Below are 15,071 nucleotides of genomic sequence, written 5' to 3'. Positions count from 1 at the left end.
AGAATCTACTTATTATGCTAAGTATTGCGTTTTTGTGCTTGAATAACATAGATATACTACAATGAGTATTTACTTATTATTAATTGAAGCTAAACATTTGTACGTATATCGTGGATTGACTTATGATTATGGTTTTTAAAGAAAATAATGAAATTAGACATCGTCGAAAATGATAATGAGAATACCTTAAATTCATATTTTTTCTCTCAACAAGCTAAACCACATGCCGCACTTGATGCACTATTCTCTGCATTATGGTCATTCGGTCAGCCTTTCCACCTACAGGTCGGGGATGAATTCTCCCTGAGTTCTGAAGGCGAAAATAGAATCGTATTACTGGAGTCCGGGATATTTTCATTTTGCCGTTGTGGTAGTGGTCTTCATGTCTTATCAGCATTTTCTCCCTCCATTGTCGGCCTGGTTGATAGCTATGGTGAAACCTATGGCGTTCCAACCCGGCCTGAGCATTATCTTATTGCAGAAACAGAATGCCGTGGGCGTGCTGTGTCCCTGCCTGATTTTATCAAAGTCGCCGATGAGTGCGATCTTTGGCACGATGTCGCGCGGATTTTGGCCTATCGCTTGATGGTGATGAGTGTGCGCGATCGCGAGTTGGTGGGAGTGGATTCTTACCTGAAAGTCAGGTCGTTATTAATAGAACTTTGGGCTTATGCGAGTGAGTACCGACAGAGTATCAATGTACTCAACTTTATTCAGCGACGCACAGGAATATCCCGTAGCCGCACCATGAAGCTCCTTTCTGAGTTGAAAAAGGGGGGATATATCAATATCGATGGTGGGCGTTTGTTAGATATGAAAAAACTCCCTACGGCCTATTAGTTTTTATGTGAAAATGATTGGTTGATGATTTACATTAATTAAACATTTTGACGAATTGTTGTTATCGATGTTAATTTATTTTTGATGCTTTCATATGTTGAGTGATAGGTCAATAGTCCATATGGCATAGGTGCCGGATTAAATGAAATATGCATTAAAAGCATGAGGTTACATCAAGTCCTTTAAAAGCGGCCTATGATGATTGCAACTGTTTATCCCTTTCATAATAATTAATTAATGTCAGAGCCCTATTACTCCGTTATTGCTTTTTGGTTAGTAGAACGCTTCATCATTCATTGTTGTGGTTTTTCTCTATGTATAAGCAACCAAAAACGCTTAGAGAGCCAGGGGTAACTCCCGTCTGGCAACGTCTGATATTTATGAAATTATAAAACTGATTATCATTTATTAAATTTAAAAGGGTTTTTATGAAAAAGCATGTATTAGCCATGATGGTGACTGCTATTGCTGCGGGCAGCATGATGTCCTCTGCCTTTGCGGATACGGCAACTGTTTCCGGTGGCACCGTGAATTTCGTTGGTCAGGTTGTTAATGCCGCCTGCTCAGTTTCTGCTGATTCCGTTGATCAAACGGTAACCTTGAGCCAGGTTCGTGCCAGTAAATTAACGGCTGCTGGGATGACTGCGAATCAGAAAGAAGATTTCTCCATCAAGCTGGAAGATTGCGACACCACGGTAAGCCAGGAAGCTGCGGTTATTTTTAATGGTCAGCAGGACGGTACACTTGAAGGATCTCTGGCTAATACCGCCGGTGCGGGCGCGGCAAGCAATGTTGCGCTGCAACTGTACGGTCCGGATGGTCAGGCGCTGAATATTGGCGAAACGTCCAGCACTGTAACCTTAATCGACGGCGAAAACGTTGTTCCTCTGAGTGTGGATTACGTTGCCACTGGCGCAGTCGTCGCAGGCAACGTCTCAGCGACAGCTACTTTTAGTATGGTGTATTCCTGATTTGTTATCAGGCTCTCCTCCGTGCATGTTGCGCGGAGGGGGCGTTATCGATGTTGTGAACAAAACCTTCTGAATATTTAAAAATGATTAAAAAAACTCTTCAAATTATATCGCTGCTGCTGACCATGACAGGAATGATAAATCTGGCGCACGCAGGCGGTATCGCTCTGGGATCAACCCGGGTTATTTATCCGCAGGGGAGTAAACAAGTCTCTCTTCCGGTGATTAACTCCTCTGATAGCAACGTCTTTTTAATTCAGTCCTGGGTCGCAAATGCCGATGGCAGCCGGACATCTGATTTTATTATCACGCCGCCGCTCTTCGTGATTCAGCCGAAAAAAGAGAACACGCTGCGGATTATGTATGTCGGTCCCTCTTTGCCAACCGATCGAGAAAGCGTTTTCTATTTGAATAGCAAGGCCATTCCTTCAGTCGATAAAACAACGCTGGCGAAAAATTCGTTGCAAATCGCAACCCAAAGCGTAATTAAACTTTTCATTCGTCCTAAGGATTTACCTGGTCCTTCTTCGAATGCGCCCGCTATGCTGCGCTGCCATAGTCAAAATGGTCGATTAACCGTCGCCAATCCGTCGCCTTACTACGTTTCTTTGGTAGAAATACACGCTGGAAACCAAAAACTGCCTAATACGATGGTTGCACCGAAAAGTGAACTGACGTTAAAAAGCACTGAAAGCCGGGCGACTTTCCAAACCGTAAATGACTTTGGCGCAACCACGCCAGTGCAAACTTGCCAGAGCCACTAACATTGTGCTGGAAATTGATGCCATGACGCGTCATTCACCGTCCGTCAGTAAACCGCTGCTGATGACTCTGACCCTGGTGTGCGTGTTGACGTTGCCGAAGAGCTGGGCGGATAACTATTTCAATCCCGCGTTCTTATCCGACGATCCGTCGAAGATCGCCGATCTTTCGCGCTTTGAAGGCAACGGCCAGGCCCCTGGCGTCTATCGGGTTGATGTCTATCTGAACGGCGTCTTTCTGGCGACCCGTGATATTACTTTCCAGGCCGCGAAAGCGAATACTGCTACGGTGACGCAAGCCTCAGCCGATGACTCTGGGCTCAGCGCCTGCCTGACGCCCGATATGCTCAATGCCATGAAGGTCAATGTTGAGGCTTTTCCAACATTACTGACATCGGGAGCGAAGGGATGTGCGGATATCGCAGCAGCCATTCCGGCAGCCTATACCCGGTTTGATTTTACCCAGCAACGTCTGAATATCAGCATTCCTCAGGCGGCGATGAAGAATAGCGCCAGAGGCTATATTTCGCCGCAATATTGGGATGAAGGCATCAACGCGCTATTGCTCAATTATACGTTTACCGGTGCGAATAGCCGGGATCGTAGTGAAGGTGGCGTTAACGATAACACCTTGTTTCTTGGTTTGAACGGCGGCCTGAATCTGGGCGCCTGGCGTTTGCGTAACTATTCCACCTGGAACTACAACAGCGGCAGCGAGAACAACAAAAGCGACTGGCAGCATATCAGCACCTACGTGGAGCGCGATCTGGCGGCGCTGAAAAGTGAGCTGACGGCGGGGGATAGCTACACGCCCTCGGCGGTATTTGATAGCTTGCCCTTTCGCGGCCTGCAGCTCGCCTCTGATGACAATATGCTGCCCGACAGCATGAAAGGTTTTGCGCCGACCATTCACGGTATCGCCAAAAGCAATGCTCAGATAACGATCCGCCAGAATGGCTACATCATCGACCAGCGCTACGTTTCACCCGGCGCATTTACCATTAATGACCTTTATTCCACAGCCTCCAGCGGGGATTTGAGCGTTGAGGTTAAAGAAGCCGATGGCAGCGTCACCCGCTATAGCGTGCCGTATTCCGCGGTACCGGTTTTGCAACGCGAAGGGCGGCTGAAATATGCGGCCACGGTGGCGAGCTATCGCGGCGACAGTAGCCAAAAAGAGGATGTGAAGTTTGCTCAGGCGACGTTGATGTGGGGCCTGCCGCACGGTTTTACCGTCTATGGTGGGACGCAGTTTTCTGACCACTATCGCGCGCTAGCGTTAGGAACGGGGGCCAATTTGGGCGACTGGGGCGCGGTATCCATCGACGTCACTCAGGCATACAGCACCCTGGCGGACGATAGCGAACATCAGGGGCAATCGATGCGTTTTCTGTACGCTAAATCGCTGAATAGCCTGGGGACTAATTTCCAGTTGCTCGGTTATCGTTATTCGACATCGGGTTTTTATACTCTCGATGATACGGCCTGGAAACGGATGTCGGGCTACAACGGGCCGACCGACGAGGATGAGGATCAGCGTAACTGGAACGATTATTACAATCTGTATTACACCAAACGCGGCAAAATTCAGTTGAATATCTCTCAGCAACTGGGCCATTTGGGCTCTCTGTATGTTACCGGCAGCCAGCAGAGCTATTGGCACACCGATGAGAAAAACACGCTGCTGCAGGTAGGGTATAGCGATACCCTGGCGGGCGTATCATGGAGCCTTTCCTACAACCAAAGCCGTGCGCCGGGCGAGGATAAAAGCGACCAGCTTTTTGCCCTGAACATCTCGCTGCCGCTGGGGCAGTGGCTACACCACAACGACGACATTACGCATAAAAACCACAATATCTACGCCACCTTCAGTACCAGCACGGATCAGCACGGCGGCGTCACGCAAAACGCCGGACTCAGCGGCACTTTGCTGGATCAAAATAACCTCAGCTACAGCGTGCAGCAGGGCTATCAGAACCAGGGTGTTGGTGAAAGCAGTTCGGCTAGTCTCGAATATGATGGTGCCGAGGGCAATGTTAATGCGGGTTACAACACTAGCGATAACGGCGATTACCAGCAGGTTAACTACGGCCTGAGCGGCGGCATTGTGGCGCACGCGCATGGTGTGACGTTGAGCCAGCCGCTTGGGGATACCAACGTGTTGATCGCCGCGCCGGGAGCAGAAAACGTCAATATTGATGACCAACCGGGCATTCATACCGATAGCCGGGGCTATGCCGTGGTGCCTTATGCCACGACCTATCGACAAAACCGCATGGCCCTGGATGTGAACTCCATGGCGGATGATGTTGATATCGATGACGCCGTCGTCAACGTCGTGCCTACCCAGGGCGCGCTGGTGCTGGCCAACTTTAAAGCGCGGGTCGGCGAACGTGCGCTCCTGACACTTCTACATGGCGGGCAGCCGATACCGTTTGGCGCGACCGCCTCGACCGATGCCCCTGCGCAAGAGGCTATTGTTGGCGATGATGGCGAGGTCTACCTATCCGGACTGAGCCCGCAGGGAACGCTAAAAGTGCAGTGGGGCCGCGAGGCTTCACAACAATGCCTCGTGCATTATCAACTTCCCGCAACCCGGCAGACCCTGGTGCGACAACATGTGGAATGCCGCTAAATGAAGATACGCCTGCTATTTATCCTGCTGGTGGGACTGCTGCTGAGCCGTATTGGGCTGGCTGAGGTGTGCCAGAATACCAATGGTTCGCCCTCCAGCGTCGATTATGACCTGAGTAAGACGCTGACGGCAGCGCAAAACCAGGCCGGGAATACGATATCGTTGGTGAAGCGCCAGGATACGAGCGTGCAGGCGGTTTGTCCTACGGATTTATCTTCGTCGGGGCGAAGTTACCGCTCCTACGTCGCTTCATCGCCGATCGTGGAAACCCGCAGCGGCTGGCAGTATATGGCACTGGATTCGACTTATCTGGAAGGTGCTATCCGCATAGATGGCGCATCAGGAGAAAAAATCTATCCTCCAGCTAACTACGTTTACATGGGAAGTCGCGCTAATGCGACCTCGGGCGAAAGTTTTGCCATTCATGACTCAAATCTGACTTTTCAGCTCAAGATCGTTAAACCTTTTGTCGGCACCGTCACTATCGCGCCAAAAACGATGTTCAGCGTTTATGTGACCACGGCGGCAAACGACCCACTCAGCGACGTGGTTTACAACATTAGTTACAGCGGCACGGTGACCGTCCCGCAAAGCTGCGAGATCAACGCCGGGCAGACCATTTTGGTGGATTTCGGTTCGCTCTATAGCGGGGGCTTTACCCACGCAGGAAAGAAACCAACGGGCGTCAAAATTAAAAAATTCAATGTGCCGGTGAAATGCAGCGGAGTGGATTCGCAGGTCAATTTAAGCCTGAGACTCATCGCGACGGCGGACAGCAACGTTAGCCAGGCCATTGCGTCCGATAATCCGGATGTAGGTGTGGTGGTTGAAACCAACGAGGGCGCGGTATTGACGCCAAACGATACCAGCAGCGTGGAACCTTTTGTGACCGACGATGCGGGCAAGGCCAATATTTCGCTACAGGCATACCCCGTCAGCACAACCGGAGAAACCCCTGTCGAGGGCGTATTTACTGCCCTGGCTAATCTACGGGTGGACTTCGACTAAATGAATTTAAAACGTGGATTATTTTTAGTTCCTCTGTGCTGGTGCTCATTTTGCCAGGCCGATGATACCGGCAACAATTTGGAGTTCACCGGCACGATTGTGGCGCAAACCTGCGATGTGGAGCTTTCCAGCCTCAGTCAGAGCATCGATTTAGGGCAGTTTTCGGTTGAAGATTTCCCCTCGACCGGAACGACGACGAAGTTTAAGCCGTTTAACATCAACCTGAAGAACTGTTCGCGTGGGATCACGGGAACCAAAATCTGGTTTACCGGTACGGCGGATAGCAATGACCCGTCTCTACTGGCACTGACCGATACCGGTATGGGCAGCGAGAATATGCTGGCCAGCGGCGTTGGCGTAGAGCTTCTCGATGAAGACCAGGATGACGTCAGCATGAATAACAGCGACTCGGTGGTTTATCCGCTGAAGGCCGGACGCAACACGCTCTCTTTCTATATTCGTTACAAATCCACGCAACCGACGGTTACCTCCGGTAACGCCACGGCGGTGATGTATTTTGACTTGCAATACGAATAGGTGGCGGCGATGAACAAGCATTTTTATTTGGCCTGCATGGCTTATTTCGTTCTGGCGCTGGGGAAAACAGAGGCCCATGACGGGCGGGTCTATGTTACCGGTACGATTACCGATAACACCTGTACGTTGTCGCCGGATTCAGAAAATATTGATGTGGATATGGGAACCGTGTCGAACCGCCAGTTTTACCAGGCTGGCGATGGCTCTGCCTGGCAGCCTTTTGCCATTGATTTGCAGAACTGCGGTAGCACCGTCAGCGGCGTTACGGTGAGCTTCAGCGGCACGGCAAACGGGCGAAATGCGGACCTGCTGGCGCTGGTCGAAGGGGCTGACGATGCCACTGGCGTTGGGATTGGCCTCTATGACAAAGATAAAAACCTGATTCCGTTAGGGCAAGAGAGTGAAGTGATGGCGCTCTCCTCGGGGCAGGCTTCCGCTCACTTACAATTTTATGCCCGCTATATTGCTGACGGCAGCGCGGTTATCGCCGGAACGGCTAATGCTTCAGCAACGTTTATTCTCGCCTATGAGTAAGTTTCTTCTTTTTATCCTGATGGTCCTGCTGTTGCCGGTTTCGCAGGTGCAGGCGGGGGTGGTGATTGGCGGGACGCGTTTTATCTATAACGCAAAGATGACGACGCTAAGCGTCCCGGTGAGCAATACCACCTCTGAAAGCTGGCTTATTGATAGCCATATTCAATCGGCACAACGTTGGCCCGGCGGGGTTGTTACCCCTGGAGGTCAGCCTCCGTTTGTCATCACGCCGCCGCTGTTTCGCCTTGCGGCGGGGCAGGAGAATACGCTGCGCGTGACCTGGACTGGCGACAGTTTGCCCGTCGATCGGGAAAGTTTGTTTACCTTAAGTATTGCCGCGATCCCCTCCGGAAAACCTGGCGTCAACAGCTTACAGATGGCGTTTCGTTCCGCGCTGAAGCTTATCTATCGCCCTTCCGGCCTGGCGGGTGAGCCGCAGCAGGCGTACCGGCAATTGCGCTGGACTCTGACCCGGGAGGGATTGGAGGTGCAGAACCCCAGTCCTTATTACGTCACGCTTTTCCTGCTCAATACTAACGGCAAGCCTGTCGATACGGCGGGCGTCGTTGCCCCTTTTTCAACGCGCAAAACCCCATGGTGCCAGCAGGTGCATACCTGCGCTGTGCGCTGGCAAAGCATCAATGATTATGGTCGGGTGCTGCTGCCGATAACGGCGAATACGTCGCTTGCACGCTGACCTGTTTACCCCCTGGAATGAGAGTTTATTCTATGCATTTTTCATCTTTAAAACTGACCCGACTGGCGGTCCTGGCGCTGGCGAGCGGCGCGATTTCATTACCTGCGCTGGCAACTGACAGCGACCCGGCATCGCAGATTGGCCCTGCGGCCGAAGCGTATATCGCCAGCCACCCGGATAAAGTCGGCGAAGCGGTGGCGACGTATCTGGCGAACCACCCTGAATTCTTGATTGCTGCCAGCGAAACCCTGCATCAACGTCAGCAAATTGCCCAACAGCAAGCCTATACGCAGCTGGCGCTACAGTACCAGTCAGGATTGCTGAGTAGCGCCAGCCCATCAGTCGGCCCGGCTGATGCGAAATCAGCGGTGGTCATGTTTTTTGATTACCAGTGTTCCTGGTGCAGCAAGATGGCGCCGGTCGTTGAGAACCTGATCAAAGCCAACCCGGATACACGCTTTATTTTCAAAGAGTTCCCTATCTTCTCTTCGCGCTGGCCGGTTTCCGGGCTGGCGGCACGAGTTGGTGAGCAGGTGTGGTTAACTGATGGTGGTGCGAAATATCTCGACTGGCACAATGCGTTATATGCCACAGGTAAAGTCGAGGGTGCGCTAGCGGAACAAGATGTCTACGGCCTTGCGCAGCATTATCTGACGAAGGAAAAGATTGCGGAGGTTAAACAGGCGCAGGATAGCGGTGCGATACATGATGCGCTGCTGACAAATCAGGCGCTGGCTCAGCATATGAATTTCTCCGGTACGCCTGCGTTCGTGGTGATGCCGCAGTCAAAAACGGCGGAGGCCAACCGCGTTTCGGTGATGCCAGGAAGTTCATCGCAGGACGCCCTGCAAATGGCGATTCAGAAAGCAAAAGGCTAAGGTCGGCGCTATGCACCGGGGCGGTCGCGCCCCGGTGAGATCAAATACAGGAGTGCCGAATTATGGATAAAACGCCTCTCGTCCGTTATGTGGTTCCGACCGTGATCATGCCGCTTTTTTTTATTGGCTGCGCGCTTGCCGCTTCCGGCGGACAGCTCAGATTCTCTGGTAGCGTGATCACTGCGGGTTGCTGGAATGAAACGGGAACCTCCGATATTTTATGCCACCGAGAGGATCGCGTTGAGCGCCATATCACGGTGGAAAATCTCGTTGTCCCCACGACTTCCCCCCATGCCACGATTGAGAAAAACTATCTGGATGAGGATAAGCAACTGACATTACTTCGGGTGGTTTATGATTGACGGGAATTGCCCGTCAGTACCGCTTGCCATTGGATTGTTAGGATTGGTTTAAGCTTGCCCATATCATTGATAAGGCAAATTCTCGACATTCATTTATTCGTAAAAACCGATCATAAAGGCAATTTAAAACTTATTTTTTCGATGTTTTGCCGCCTGTATTATACTTTTATCGAATTGTTGACCAGCAAGGTGAGAGTAAAAGTGAAACATCTGCAGCGTTTTTTTAGTAGCGATGCTTCCGGGGGCATTATCTTAATCTTCGCCGCCGTGTTGGCGATGTTATTGGCAAATACTGGCGTGACCAGTGGTTTTTATCACACTTTTCTGGAAACGCCGGTTCAGCTGCGCGTGGGCGCGTTAGAGATCAACAAAAACATGCTGTTGTGGATTAACGACGCGCTGATGGCGGTTTTTTTCCTGCTGATTGGACTGGAAGTTAAGCGTGAGATGAACCAGGGGGCGTTAGCCAGCCGTCGTCAGGCCGTATTCCCGGTCGTAGCGGCATTAGGTGGCATGGTAGTTCCGGCATTAGTCTACCTGGCGTTTAATGCCCAGGATCCGATTGCCAGAGAAGGATGGGCGATTCCGGCAGCGACCGATATCGCTTTTGCGTTGGGCGTCCTGGCGCTGTTGGGCAATCGGGTTCCCGCCGCGCTGAAGATCTTCCTGATGGCGCTGGCCATCATTGATGACCTTGGGGCGATTATTATTATTGCCCTGTTCTATACCAACGATCTTTCAGTGCTGTCATTGATCGTTGCTGCGGGGGCAATCGTTGTTCTGGCGGCGTTAAATCTGAGCGGCGTGCGGCGCACCGGAATCTACATTCTGGTCGGTGCGGTGCTTTGGACTGCGGTATTAAAATCAGGCGTTCATGCGACGCTGGCCGGGGTTATTGTTGGCTTTATGATCCCGCTAAAAGAGCAGAACGGTAAATCTCCGGCGAAGCAGCTTGAGCACGTTCTGCATCCATGGGTGGCATTCTTAATCCTGCCGCTGTTCGCCTTTGCCAATGCGGGGGTCTCGCTGCAGGGCGTGACGATTGAAGGGCTAACCTCTCTGCTGCCGCTGGGTATCATCGCCGGGCTGTTTATTGGTAAGCCGCTTGGGATCAGTGCATTTTGCTGGTTGGCGCTGAAGATGAAATGGGCCTCGCTGCCGGAAGGCACAACCTGTAAGCAGGTTATGGCGGTCGGCATTCTGTGCGGGATTGGCTTCACCATGTCGATCTTTATCGCCACACTGGCTTTCAGTACCGTTGACCCGGGATTGATCAACTGGGCCAAGCTTGGCATCCTGATTGGATCGATATTATCGGCAGTCACGGGATACATCATACTGCGTAAGCGCGTAACGGAGTCGGGCTACGCTGCTTAACAACTCACGGAGAGCCGTTACGGCTCTCCTGGACATTATCAGGGAGAGAAGCATGTCGCATATCAACTACAACCATCTGTACTACTTCTGGCATGTTTACAAGGAAGGCTCTGTCGTCGGCGCGGCAGAGGCGTTGTTTCTGACGCCGCAAACCATCACCGGGCAGATTAAAGCGCTGGAAGGACGCCTGCAGGGGAAGTTGTTCAAACGTAAAGGAAGAGGGCTGGAGCCCAGTGAACTCGGGGAGCTGGTCTTCCGCTATGCTGACCGCATGTTTACGCTGAGCCAGGAAATGCTGGATATCGTTAACTATCGCAAAGAGTCCAATCTGCTGTTTGATGTCGGCGTCGCGGATGCGCTGTCGAAAAGGCTGGTTAGCGGCGTCCTTGATGCCGCGGTCGTCGGCAACGAACAGATCCATTTACGCTGTTTTGAATCGACCCACGAAATGCTGCTTGAGCAGCTAAGCCAGCATAAACTCGACATGATCATCTCCGATTGCCCTATCGACTCCACTCAGCAGGAAGGGCTGTTTTCGGTGAAAATCGGCGAATGTAGCGTTAGCTTCTGGTGTATGAATCCGCCGCCGAAAAAGCCGTTCCCGGCCTGCCTGGAAGAACGTCGATTACTGATCCCCGGACGCCGCTCGATGCTGGGGCGTAAGCTGCTCAACTGGTTTAACTCGCAGGGATTAAAGGTAGAAATTCTGGGAGAGTTTGATGATGCGGCGCTGATGAAAGCCTTCGGCGCGGCTCATAACGCTATTTTCGTTGCGCCAACGCTATATGTTCATGACTTTTATAGTGATAAATCGATAGTTGAGATCGGACGGATGGACAACGTGATGGAAGAGTATCACGCTATCTTCGCGGAAAGGATGATTCAACATCCGGCAGTACAGCGTATCTGTAACCGAGATTATTCGGCGCTTTTCACGCCACCGCAGGCATAAAGCACGCACTATTTCCGGCTGCGGTGATGAGTGCCGCAGCCGGGGTAAACTACAGCGCCAGCAAGCTACGATATTGCCCGCCTTCGCGGATAAATACCGGGATGCGGCTTAGCGGCGTACCGTAGCGTAGCGTCTGCCCTCCCTGATAGCTCTCGCCACTGGCAAGATCGGTCCATTTCTCACCTTCCGGCAGCCAGACGTCGCGCTCGCGCATGCCTTCATGCATAACGGGTGCAACCAGCAGATCGGGGCCGAAACAGTACTGGTCGGTAATTTCCCAGCTTTTTACCTGATCGGGGAATTCAAAAAACAGAGTCCGCATGACCGGTGTATTGCGTTTATGGGTTTCTGCCATCAGCGCTTTAATATACGGCTTGAGCTTCTCTCGCAAGGTCAGACAGCCCGTCAGCACGTCACACACGTCCTCGCCATAGCTCCAGACTTCATTTGGCGCGCCGGTTGGGCACTGGGCAATCCCGTCCCGATAAGGCTGATCCGGCAAAATCTGCGGATCGCGATTGCCGTGCAGGCGCATCACCGGGCTAAAGACTCCCCACTGGAACCAACGAATCAGCAGTTCATGAAAGCGCGGGTCGTGAATATTCCCGCCATGAAAGCCGCCAATATCCGTCGTCCACCACGGAATGCCCGCGATCCCCATATTCAGGCCGGCGGCAAACTGGTTGCGCAGCGATCGAAACGAAGAGTGAATGTCGCCTGACCAAACCAGCGCGCCGTAGCGTTGGCTGCCTGCCCACGCGCAGCGCAGCAGATTGATGACCTGATCTTCGCCATCCGCTTTCATGCCGTCAAAGAAGGTTTTGGCGTACATTCGCGGGTAGATATTGCCGACTTCCAGCACCGGCCCGGCGTGATAGCGATAGTTATCGTAGTCGTAGACGCTAAACTCCGGCTCGGCTTCATCTAACCAGAAGAGCTTCACGCCCTTGTCGTAATAATTGCGCTTTGCCTTGCCCCAAACGTAGTCGCGGGCGCCGGGATGGGTGGCATCAAAGAAGGTAGTATTGCCGAGAAAGTCCATGTTAATCGGCAATCCGCGTTCCGTTTGTACCAGCCAGCCGTTTTCGCGCATCTCCCGATAGCTCTCGGTACGGCTATCAACCGTTGGCCAGACGGAGACCATCAGCTCGATACCCAATGATTTCAGCTCGGCAATCATCGCGTCGGGGTCGGGCCAGTCGCGCGGATCGAACATCCAGTCACCCTGATTTGGCCAGTGAAAGAAATCGATAACGATCACCGAGATGGGCAAGTTTCGCTGTTTATATTCGCGGGCGACCGCGAGCAGCTCTTCCTGCGTGCGATAGCGTAGTTTGCACTGCCAGAAACCCATGGCGTAATCCGGCATCATCGGCGGCGTGCCGGTAGCGAGCGCATAAGCCTGGCTAATTTCTGCCGGGGTATCTCCGGCGGTGATCCAGTAGTCCAGCTGTTCGCTGACGTGTGCTTCCCATTCCGTCACGTTTTGCGCAAACGTCGCCCGACCGATAGCCGGGTTGTTCCACAAAAATCCGTAGCCCAGGCTGGAGAGCATAAAAGGTACCGAAGCCTGAGAGTTGCGCTGGGCCAGCTCAAGTACGCATCCTTTGAGATCAAGATTCGCCTGCTGATATTGGCCCATGCCGTAAATTTTTTCCCCTTCGGCGGCTTCGAAGCGGGCTTTGACCGCATATTTCCCACCCTGAATCGGGCGGAACTCGCGGCCCTCAAGATTAAGGGCGCTGACGTACTGGCCGTGAGAGGATTCATCTTCGCCAATTTCCCCCCGCTGACGCCAGAACTCCTGCAACAGGCACTTATGCGGATGGCGATAAAAGGCTATTTGCCCCTTTTGATTGACGATAGCGATAATCTTTCCGTTGGTCAGCGTGGCCTGCTTTTGGTCATAAACGATGTGGCAGGCGCTTTCAGCGACCGGCTCCGTCAGCGCCCAATCTTCATTTCGCATAACCGGTAGATGACGGCCGCTGCGTACGCGCAGGCTGTTCTCACCCCAGGGTTCTATCCATAGATAGCGATCGTTTTGCTGCCAGACCAGACGGCGCGGGTCTTGTTGCAAAAATGGCATGGTGGTTCCTCCCATATTCAGATGGTGAAGGTAAAGAGCGTTAGTGGTTGGTTGTTTCCAGATCGTGGCGAACCCTGTCTTCCATGGCTTCGTATTTGCGGAAGAACAGTAGCGGGATCGCGGCGAGTGCGAAGAGCAGGGCGGGTGCCCAGATGAAGGCCCAGGTTATCCCCTCCAGCCCGGCTGTGCTTTGGGCGTGGTTGGGGACGTAGCCAAAGCTGTTCATTATCCAGGCGGCGAAGGCGGTACCAATGCCGCTGCCCATTTTGATGCAGAAGGTGCTGCCGAAGGCGATAAGAATACCGGTTGCCTTAATGCCCGTTTTCCAGGCGCCGAAGTCGACGGCGAATCCCAGCATGGCAAAGGGCATCGAGCAGGCGATGCCGCTGCCGATATTGCCGATAACCCAAGCGGCGATCAGTAAGGTTATGTTATCTGCAGCCAGCCACATCATCACGCCACCCAGCGTGGCGACCAGCAGGCCGCTAATCCAAATCCAGGTCTTGGCGATATATTTGCTGAAGAAAGGGATGGCGATGATAAACAGGATCTGAATAGTGGCCAGACTGTTAATCAGCGGCACCAGATCTTTGCGATCGAGGTTGTAGGTCAGATAATAGACGATGGTCGTTGAACGTTGCTGAAGGGCTATCCAGAAGATCAGATTTGCCAGCACCATCAGTATCCACGGCCAGTTGCCTTTCATTGCCGCGAAGCTCTTTTTCATCGGCAGTTTGGGTTCTTTCTGTATTTTATCCGCATCCATTTCGCGAATATTTTTAAACGCAAAAAGGGTTAGCGAACAGGATATAATGGCGAACAGAATCGCGGTGTAAATAAACCCGGCATGGTCATTACCTTTACCTAAAAAAGCCACTAACGGCAGCGCGGTGGCGTTCATTAACAGGACCCCAATTTGTCCGCCGGTCATTCTCCATGAGTTTAATACCAAGCGCTCTTTAGGAGATAAAGTCATTAGCGGTAATATTGCGCTGAGCGGCGTATTGAGTCCGGTAAATAAAATACTGGCAATCATGTAGGATATTGCTGCATATATGGCTTTTCCGGTCATGCTGATATCGGGAGACCAAAAAGACAGCGCGCTAAATACACCAAATGGCAGCGGTAGCCACAGAAACCAGGGGCGACATTTTCCGTAGCGAGAGCGTGTTTTATCGATGATAATCCCCCAGATAGGGGCGTCGATACCGTCTACAATACGCGCCAGAAGAAGGATCACGCCTGCTACAGCAAGGCTAATACCAGCAACGTCGGTGTAGAAATATAATATATACGTTGAACCGAAACAGTACAGCAGGTTGCCAGCGACATCTAAAGAACCGTAGCTGATGCGCTGTAGCAAAGATAATGATGTTGACCCGGAAGTCTGGGTATCCTCAATAACAGAACTCATGGTGATAACTCCTGTA

Annotated in this window: 14 protein-coding genes; 12 read left to right on the top strand and 2 right to left on the bottom strand. The window is 52.1% G+C overall.

What is annotated here, in order from left to right; all coding sequences use genetic code 11:
- Nucleotides 1-147 precede the first annotated feature (147 nt).
- From HV213_RS24565 to nhaR, 12 genes are all read left to right on the top strand, one after another.
- Nucleotides 148-840, top strand: coding sequence for a winged helix-turn-helix transcriptional regulator (locus HV213_RS24565; protein WP_181483674.1), 693 nt, complete (start codon nt 148-150; stop codon nt 838-840).
- 428 nt (nt 841-1,268) lie between these two features.
- Nucleotides 1,269-1,811 (top strand): fimbrial protein BcfA, encoded by a 543-nt coding sequence (locus tag HV213_RS24560; protein WP_181483673.1) that lies wholly within the window; start codon nt 1,269-1,271, stop codon nt 1,809-1,811.
- Nucleotides 1,812-1,894: 83 nt separating this feature from the next.
- Nucleotides 1,895-2,575, top strand: coding sequence for a fimbria/pilus periplasmic chaperone (locus tag HV213_RS24555; protein ID WP_181483672.1), 681 nt, complete (start codon nt 1,895-1,897; stop codon nt 2,573-2,575).
- Between the two features lie 22 nt (nt 2,576-2,597).
- The gene (locus HV213_RS24550) at nt 2,598-5,207 is read left to right on the top strand and encodes a fimbrial biogenesis usher protein (RefSeq protein WP_228288573.1); all 2,610 of its coding nucleotides are present in this window, start codon (nt 2,598-2,600) and stop codon (nt 5,205-5,207) included.
- Complete coding sequence (locus HV213_RS24545) at nt 5,208-6,215, top strand: fimbrial protein BcfD (RefSeq protein ID WP_181483670.1); 1,008 nt, start codon at nt 5,208-5,210, stop codon at nt 6,213-6,215.
- Complete coding sequence (locus tag HV213_RS24540) at nt 6,216-6,752, top strand: fimbrial protein BcfE (protein WP_181483669.1); 537 nt, start codon at nt 6,216-6,218, stop codon at nt 6,750-6,752.
- Nucleotides 6,753-6,788: 36 nt separating this feature from the next.
- Nucleotides 6,789-7,286, top strand: a complete 498-nt coding sequence (locus HV213_RS24535) for a fimbrial protein BcfF (protein ID WP_181486495.1) — start codon at nt 6,789-6,791, stop codon at nt 7,284-7,286.
- A complete protein-coding gene (locus HV213_RS24530) occupies nt 7,252-7,983 on the top strand; it encodes a pili/flagellar-assembly chaperone (RefSeq protein ID WP_197975053.1) in 732 nt (243 codons plus the stop codon). The genes HV213_RS24535 and HV213_RS24530 overlap by 35 nt, the downstream gene beginning before the upstream one ends.
- Before the next feature lie 32 nt (nt 7,984-8,015).
- Nucleotides 8,016-8,861 carry a DsbA family protein gene (locus HV213_RS24525; RefSeq protein WP_181483668.1) on the top strand — a complete coding sequence of 282 codons (846 nt, stop codon included), beginning with the start codon at nt 8,016-8,018 and terminating at the stop codon, nt 8,859-8,861.
- A 62-nt stretch (nt 8,862-8,923) separates the two neighbouring features.
- On the top strand, nt 8,924-9,223 hold the full coding sequence (locus tag HV213_RS24520; RefSeq protein WP_181483667.1) for a hypothetical protein: 300 nt from the start codon (nt 8,924-8,926) through the stop codon (nt 9,221-9,223).
- Between the two features lie 201 nt (nt 9,224-9,424).
- On the top strand, nt 9,425-10,600 hold the full coding sequence (gene nhaA, locus HV213_RS24515; protein ID WP_181483666.1) for a Na+/H+ antiporter NhaA: 1,176 nt from the start codon (nt 9,425-9,427) through the stop codon (nt 10,598-10,600).
- Between the two features lie 52 nt (nt 10,601-10,652).
- Nucleotides 10,653-11,552 carry a transcriptional activator NhaR gene (gene nhaR, locus HV213_RS24510; RefSeq protein ID WP_181483665.1) on the top strand — a complete coding sequence of 300 codons (900 nt, stop codon included), beginning with the start codon at nt 10,653-10,655 and terminating at the stop codon, nt 11,550-11,552.
- Nucleotides 11,553-11,601: 49 nt separating this feature from the next.
- Here the strand turns inward: nhaR and HV213_RS24505 are convergent, their stop codons facing one another.
- Both HV213_RS24505 and HV213_RS24500 read right to left on the bottom strand, forming a co-directional pair.
- Nucleotides 11,602-13,641 carry a glycoside hydrolase family 31 protein gene (locus tag HV213_RS24505; protein WP_181483664.1) on the bottom strand — a complete coding sequence of 680 codons (2,040 nt, stop codon included), beginning with the start codon at nt 13,639-13,641 and terminating at the stop codon, nt 11,602-11,604.
- Between the two features lie 40 nt (nt 13,642-13,681).
- The gene (locus HV213_RS24500; RefSeq protein WP_181483663.1) at nt 13,682-15,055 is read right to left on the bottom strand and encodes an MFS transporter; all 1,374 of its coding nucleotides are present in this window, start codon (nt 15,053-15,055) and stop codon (nt 13,682-13,684) included.
- Nucleotides 15,056-15,071 lie beyond the last annotated feature (16 nt).

This window comes from Klebsiella sp. RHBSTW-00484 (assembly GCF_013705725.1).
In the GTDB taxonomy this organism is placed as follows: domain Bacteria; phylum Pseudomonadota; class Gammaproteobacteria; order Enterobacterales; family Enterobacteriaceae; genus Klebsiella.
Note: the sequence above shows the minus strand (reverse complement) of the source record. Positions and strands in the feature narration are given on the sequence as shown.

Excerpts from the sequence above, each read along its gene's own strand:
- HV213_RS24560 (WP_181483673.1), top strand. The coding sequence starts at position 1,269 with ATGAAAAAGCATGTATTAGCCATGATGGTGACTGCTATTGCTGCGGGC.
- HV213_RS24525 (WP_181483668.1), top strand. The coding sequence starts at position 8,016 with ATGCATTTTTCATCTTTAAAACTGACCCGACTGGCGGTCCTGGCGCTG.
- HV213_RS24535 (WP_181486495.1), top strand. The coding sequence starts at position 6,789 with ATGGCTTATTTCGTTCTGGCGCTGGGGAAAACAGAGGCCCATGACGGG.
- HV213_RS24545 (WP_181483670.1), top strand. The coding sequence starts at position 5,208 with ATGAAGATACGCCTGCTATTTATCCTGCTGGTGGGACTGCTGCTGAGC.
- HV213_RS24505 (WP_181483664.1), bottom strand. The coding sequence starts at position 13,641 with ATGCCATTTTTGCAACAAGACCCGCGCCGTCTGGTCTGGCAGCAAAAC.
- HV213_RS24540 (WP_181483669.1), top strand. The coding sequence starts at position 6,216 with ATGAATTTAAAACGTGGATTATTTTTAGTTCCTCTGTGCTGGTGCTCA.
- HV213_RS24550 (WP_228288573.1), top strand. The coding sequence starts at position 2,598 with ATGACGCGTCATTCACCGTCCGTCAGTAAACCGCTGCTGATGACTCTG.
- nhaR (WP_181483665.1), top strand. The coding sequence starts at position 10,653 with ATGTCGCATATCAACTACAACCATCTGTACTACTTCTGGCATGTTTAC.
- HV213_RS24520 (WP_181483667.1), top strand. The coding sequence starts at position 8,924 with ATGGATAAAACGCCTCTCGTCCGTTATGTGGTTCCGACCGTGATCATG.
- HV213_RS24530 (WP_197975053.1), top strand. The coding sequence starts at position 7,252 with ATGCTTCAGCAACGTTTATTCTCGCCTATGAGTAAGTTTCTTCTTTTT.
- HV213_RS24565 (WP_181483674.1), top strand. The coding sequence starts at position 148 with ATGAAATTAGACATCGTCGAAAATGATAATGAGAATACCTTAAATTCA.
- HV213_RS24500 (WP_181483663.1), bottom strand. The coding sequence starts at position 15,055 with ATGAGTTCTGTTATTGAGGATACCCAGACTTCCGGGTCAACATCATTA.
- HV213_RS24555 (WP_181483672.1), top strand. The coding sequence starts at position 1,895 with ATGATTAAAAAAACTCTTCAAATTATATCGCTGCTGCTGACCATGACA.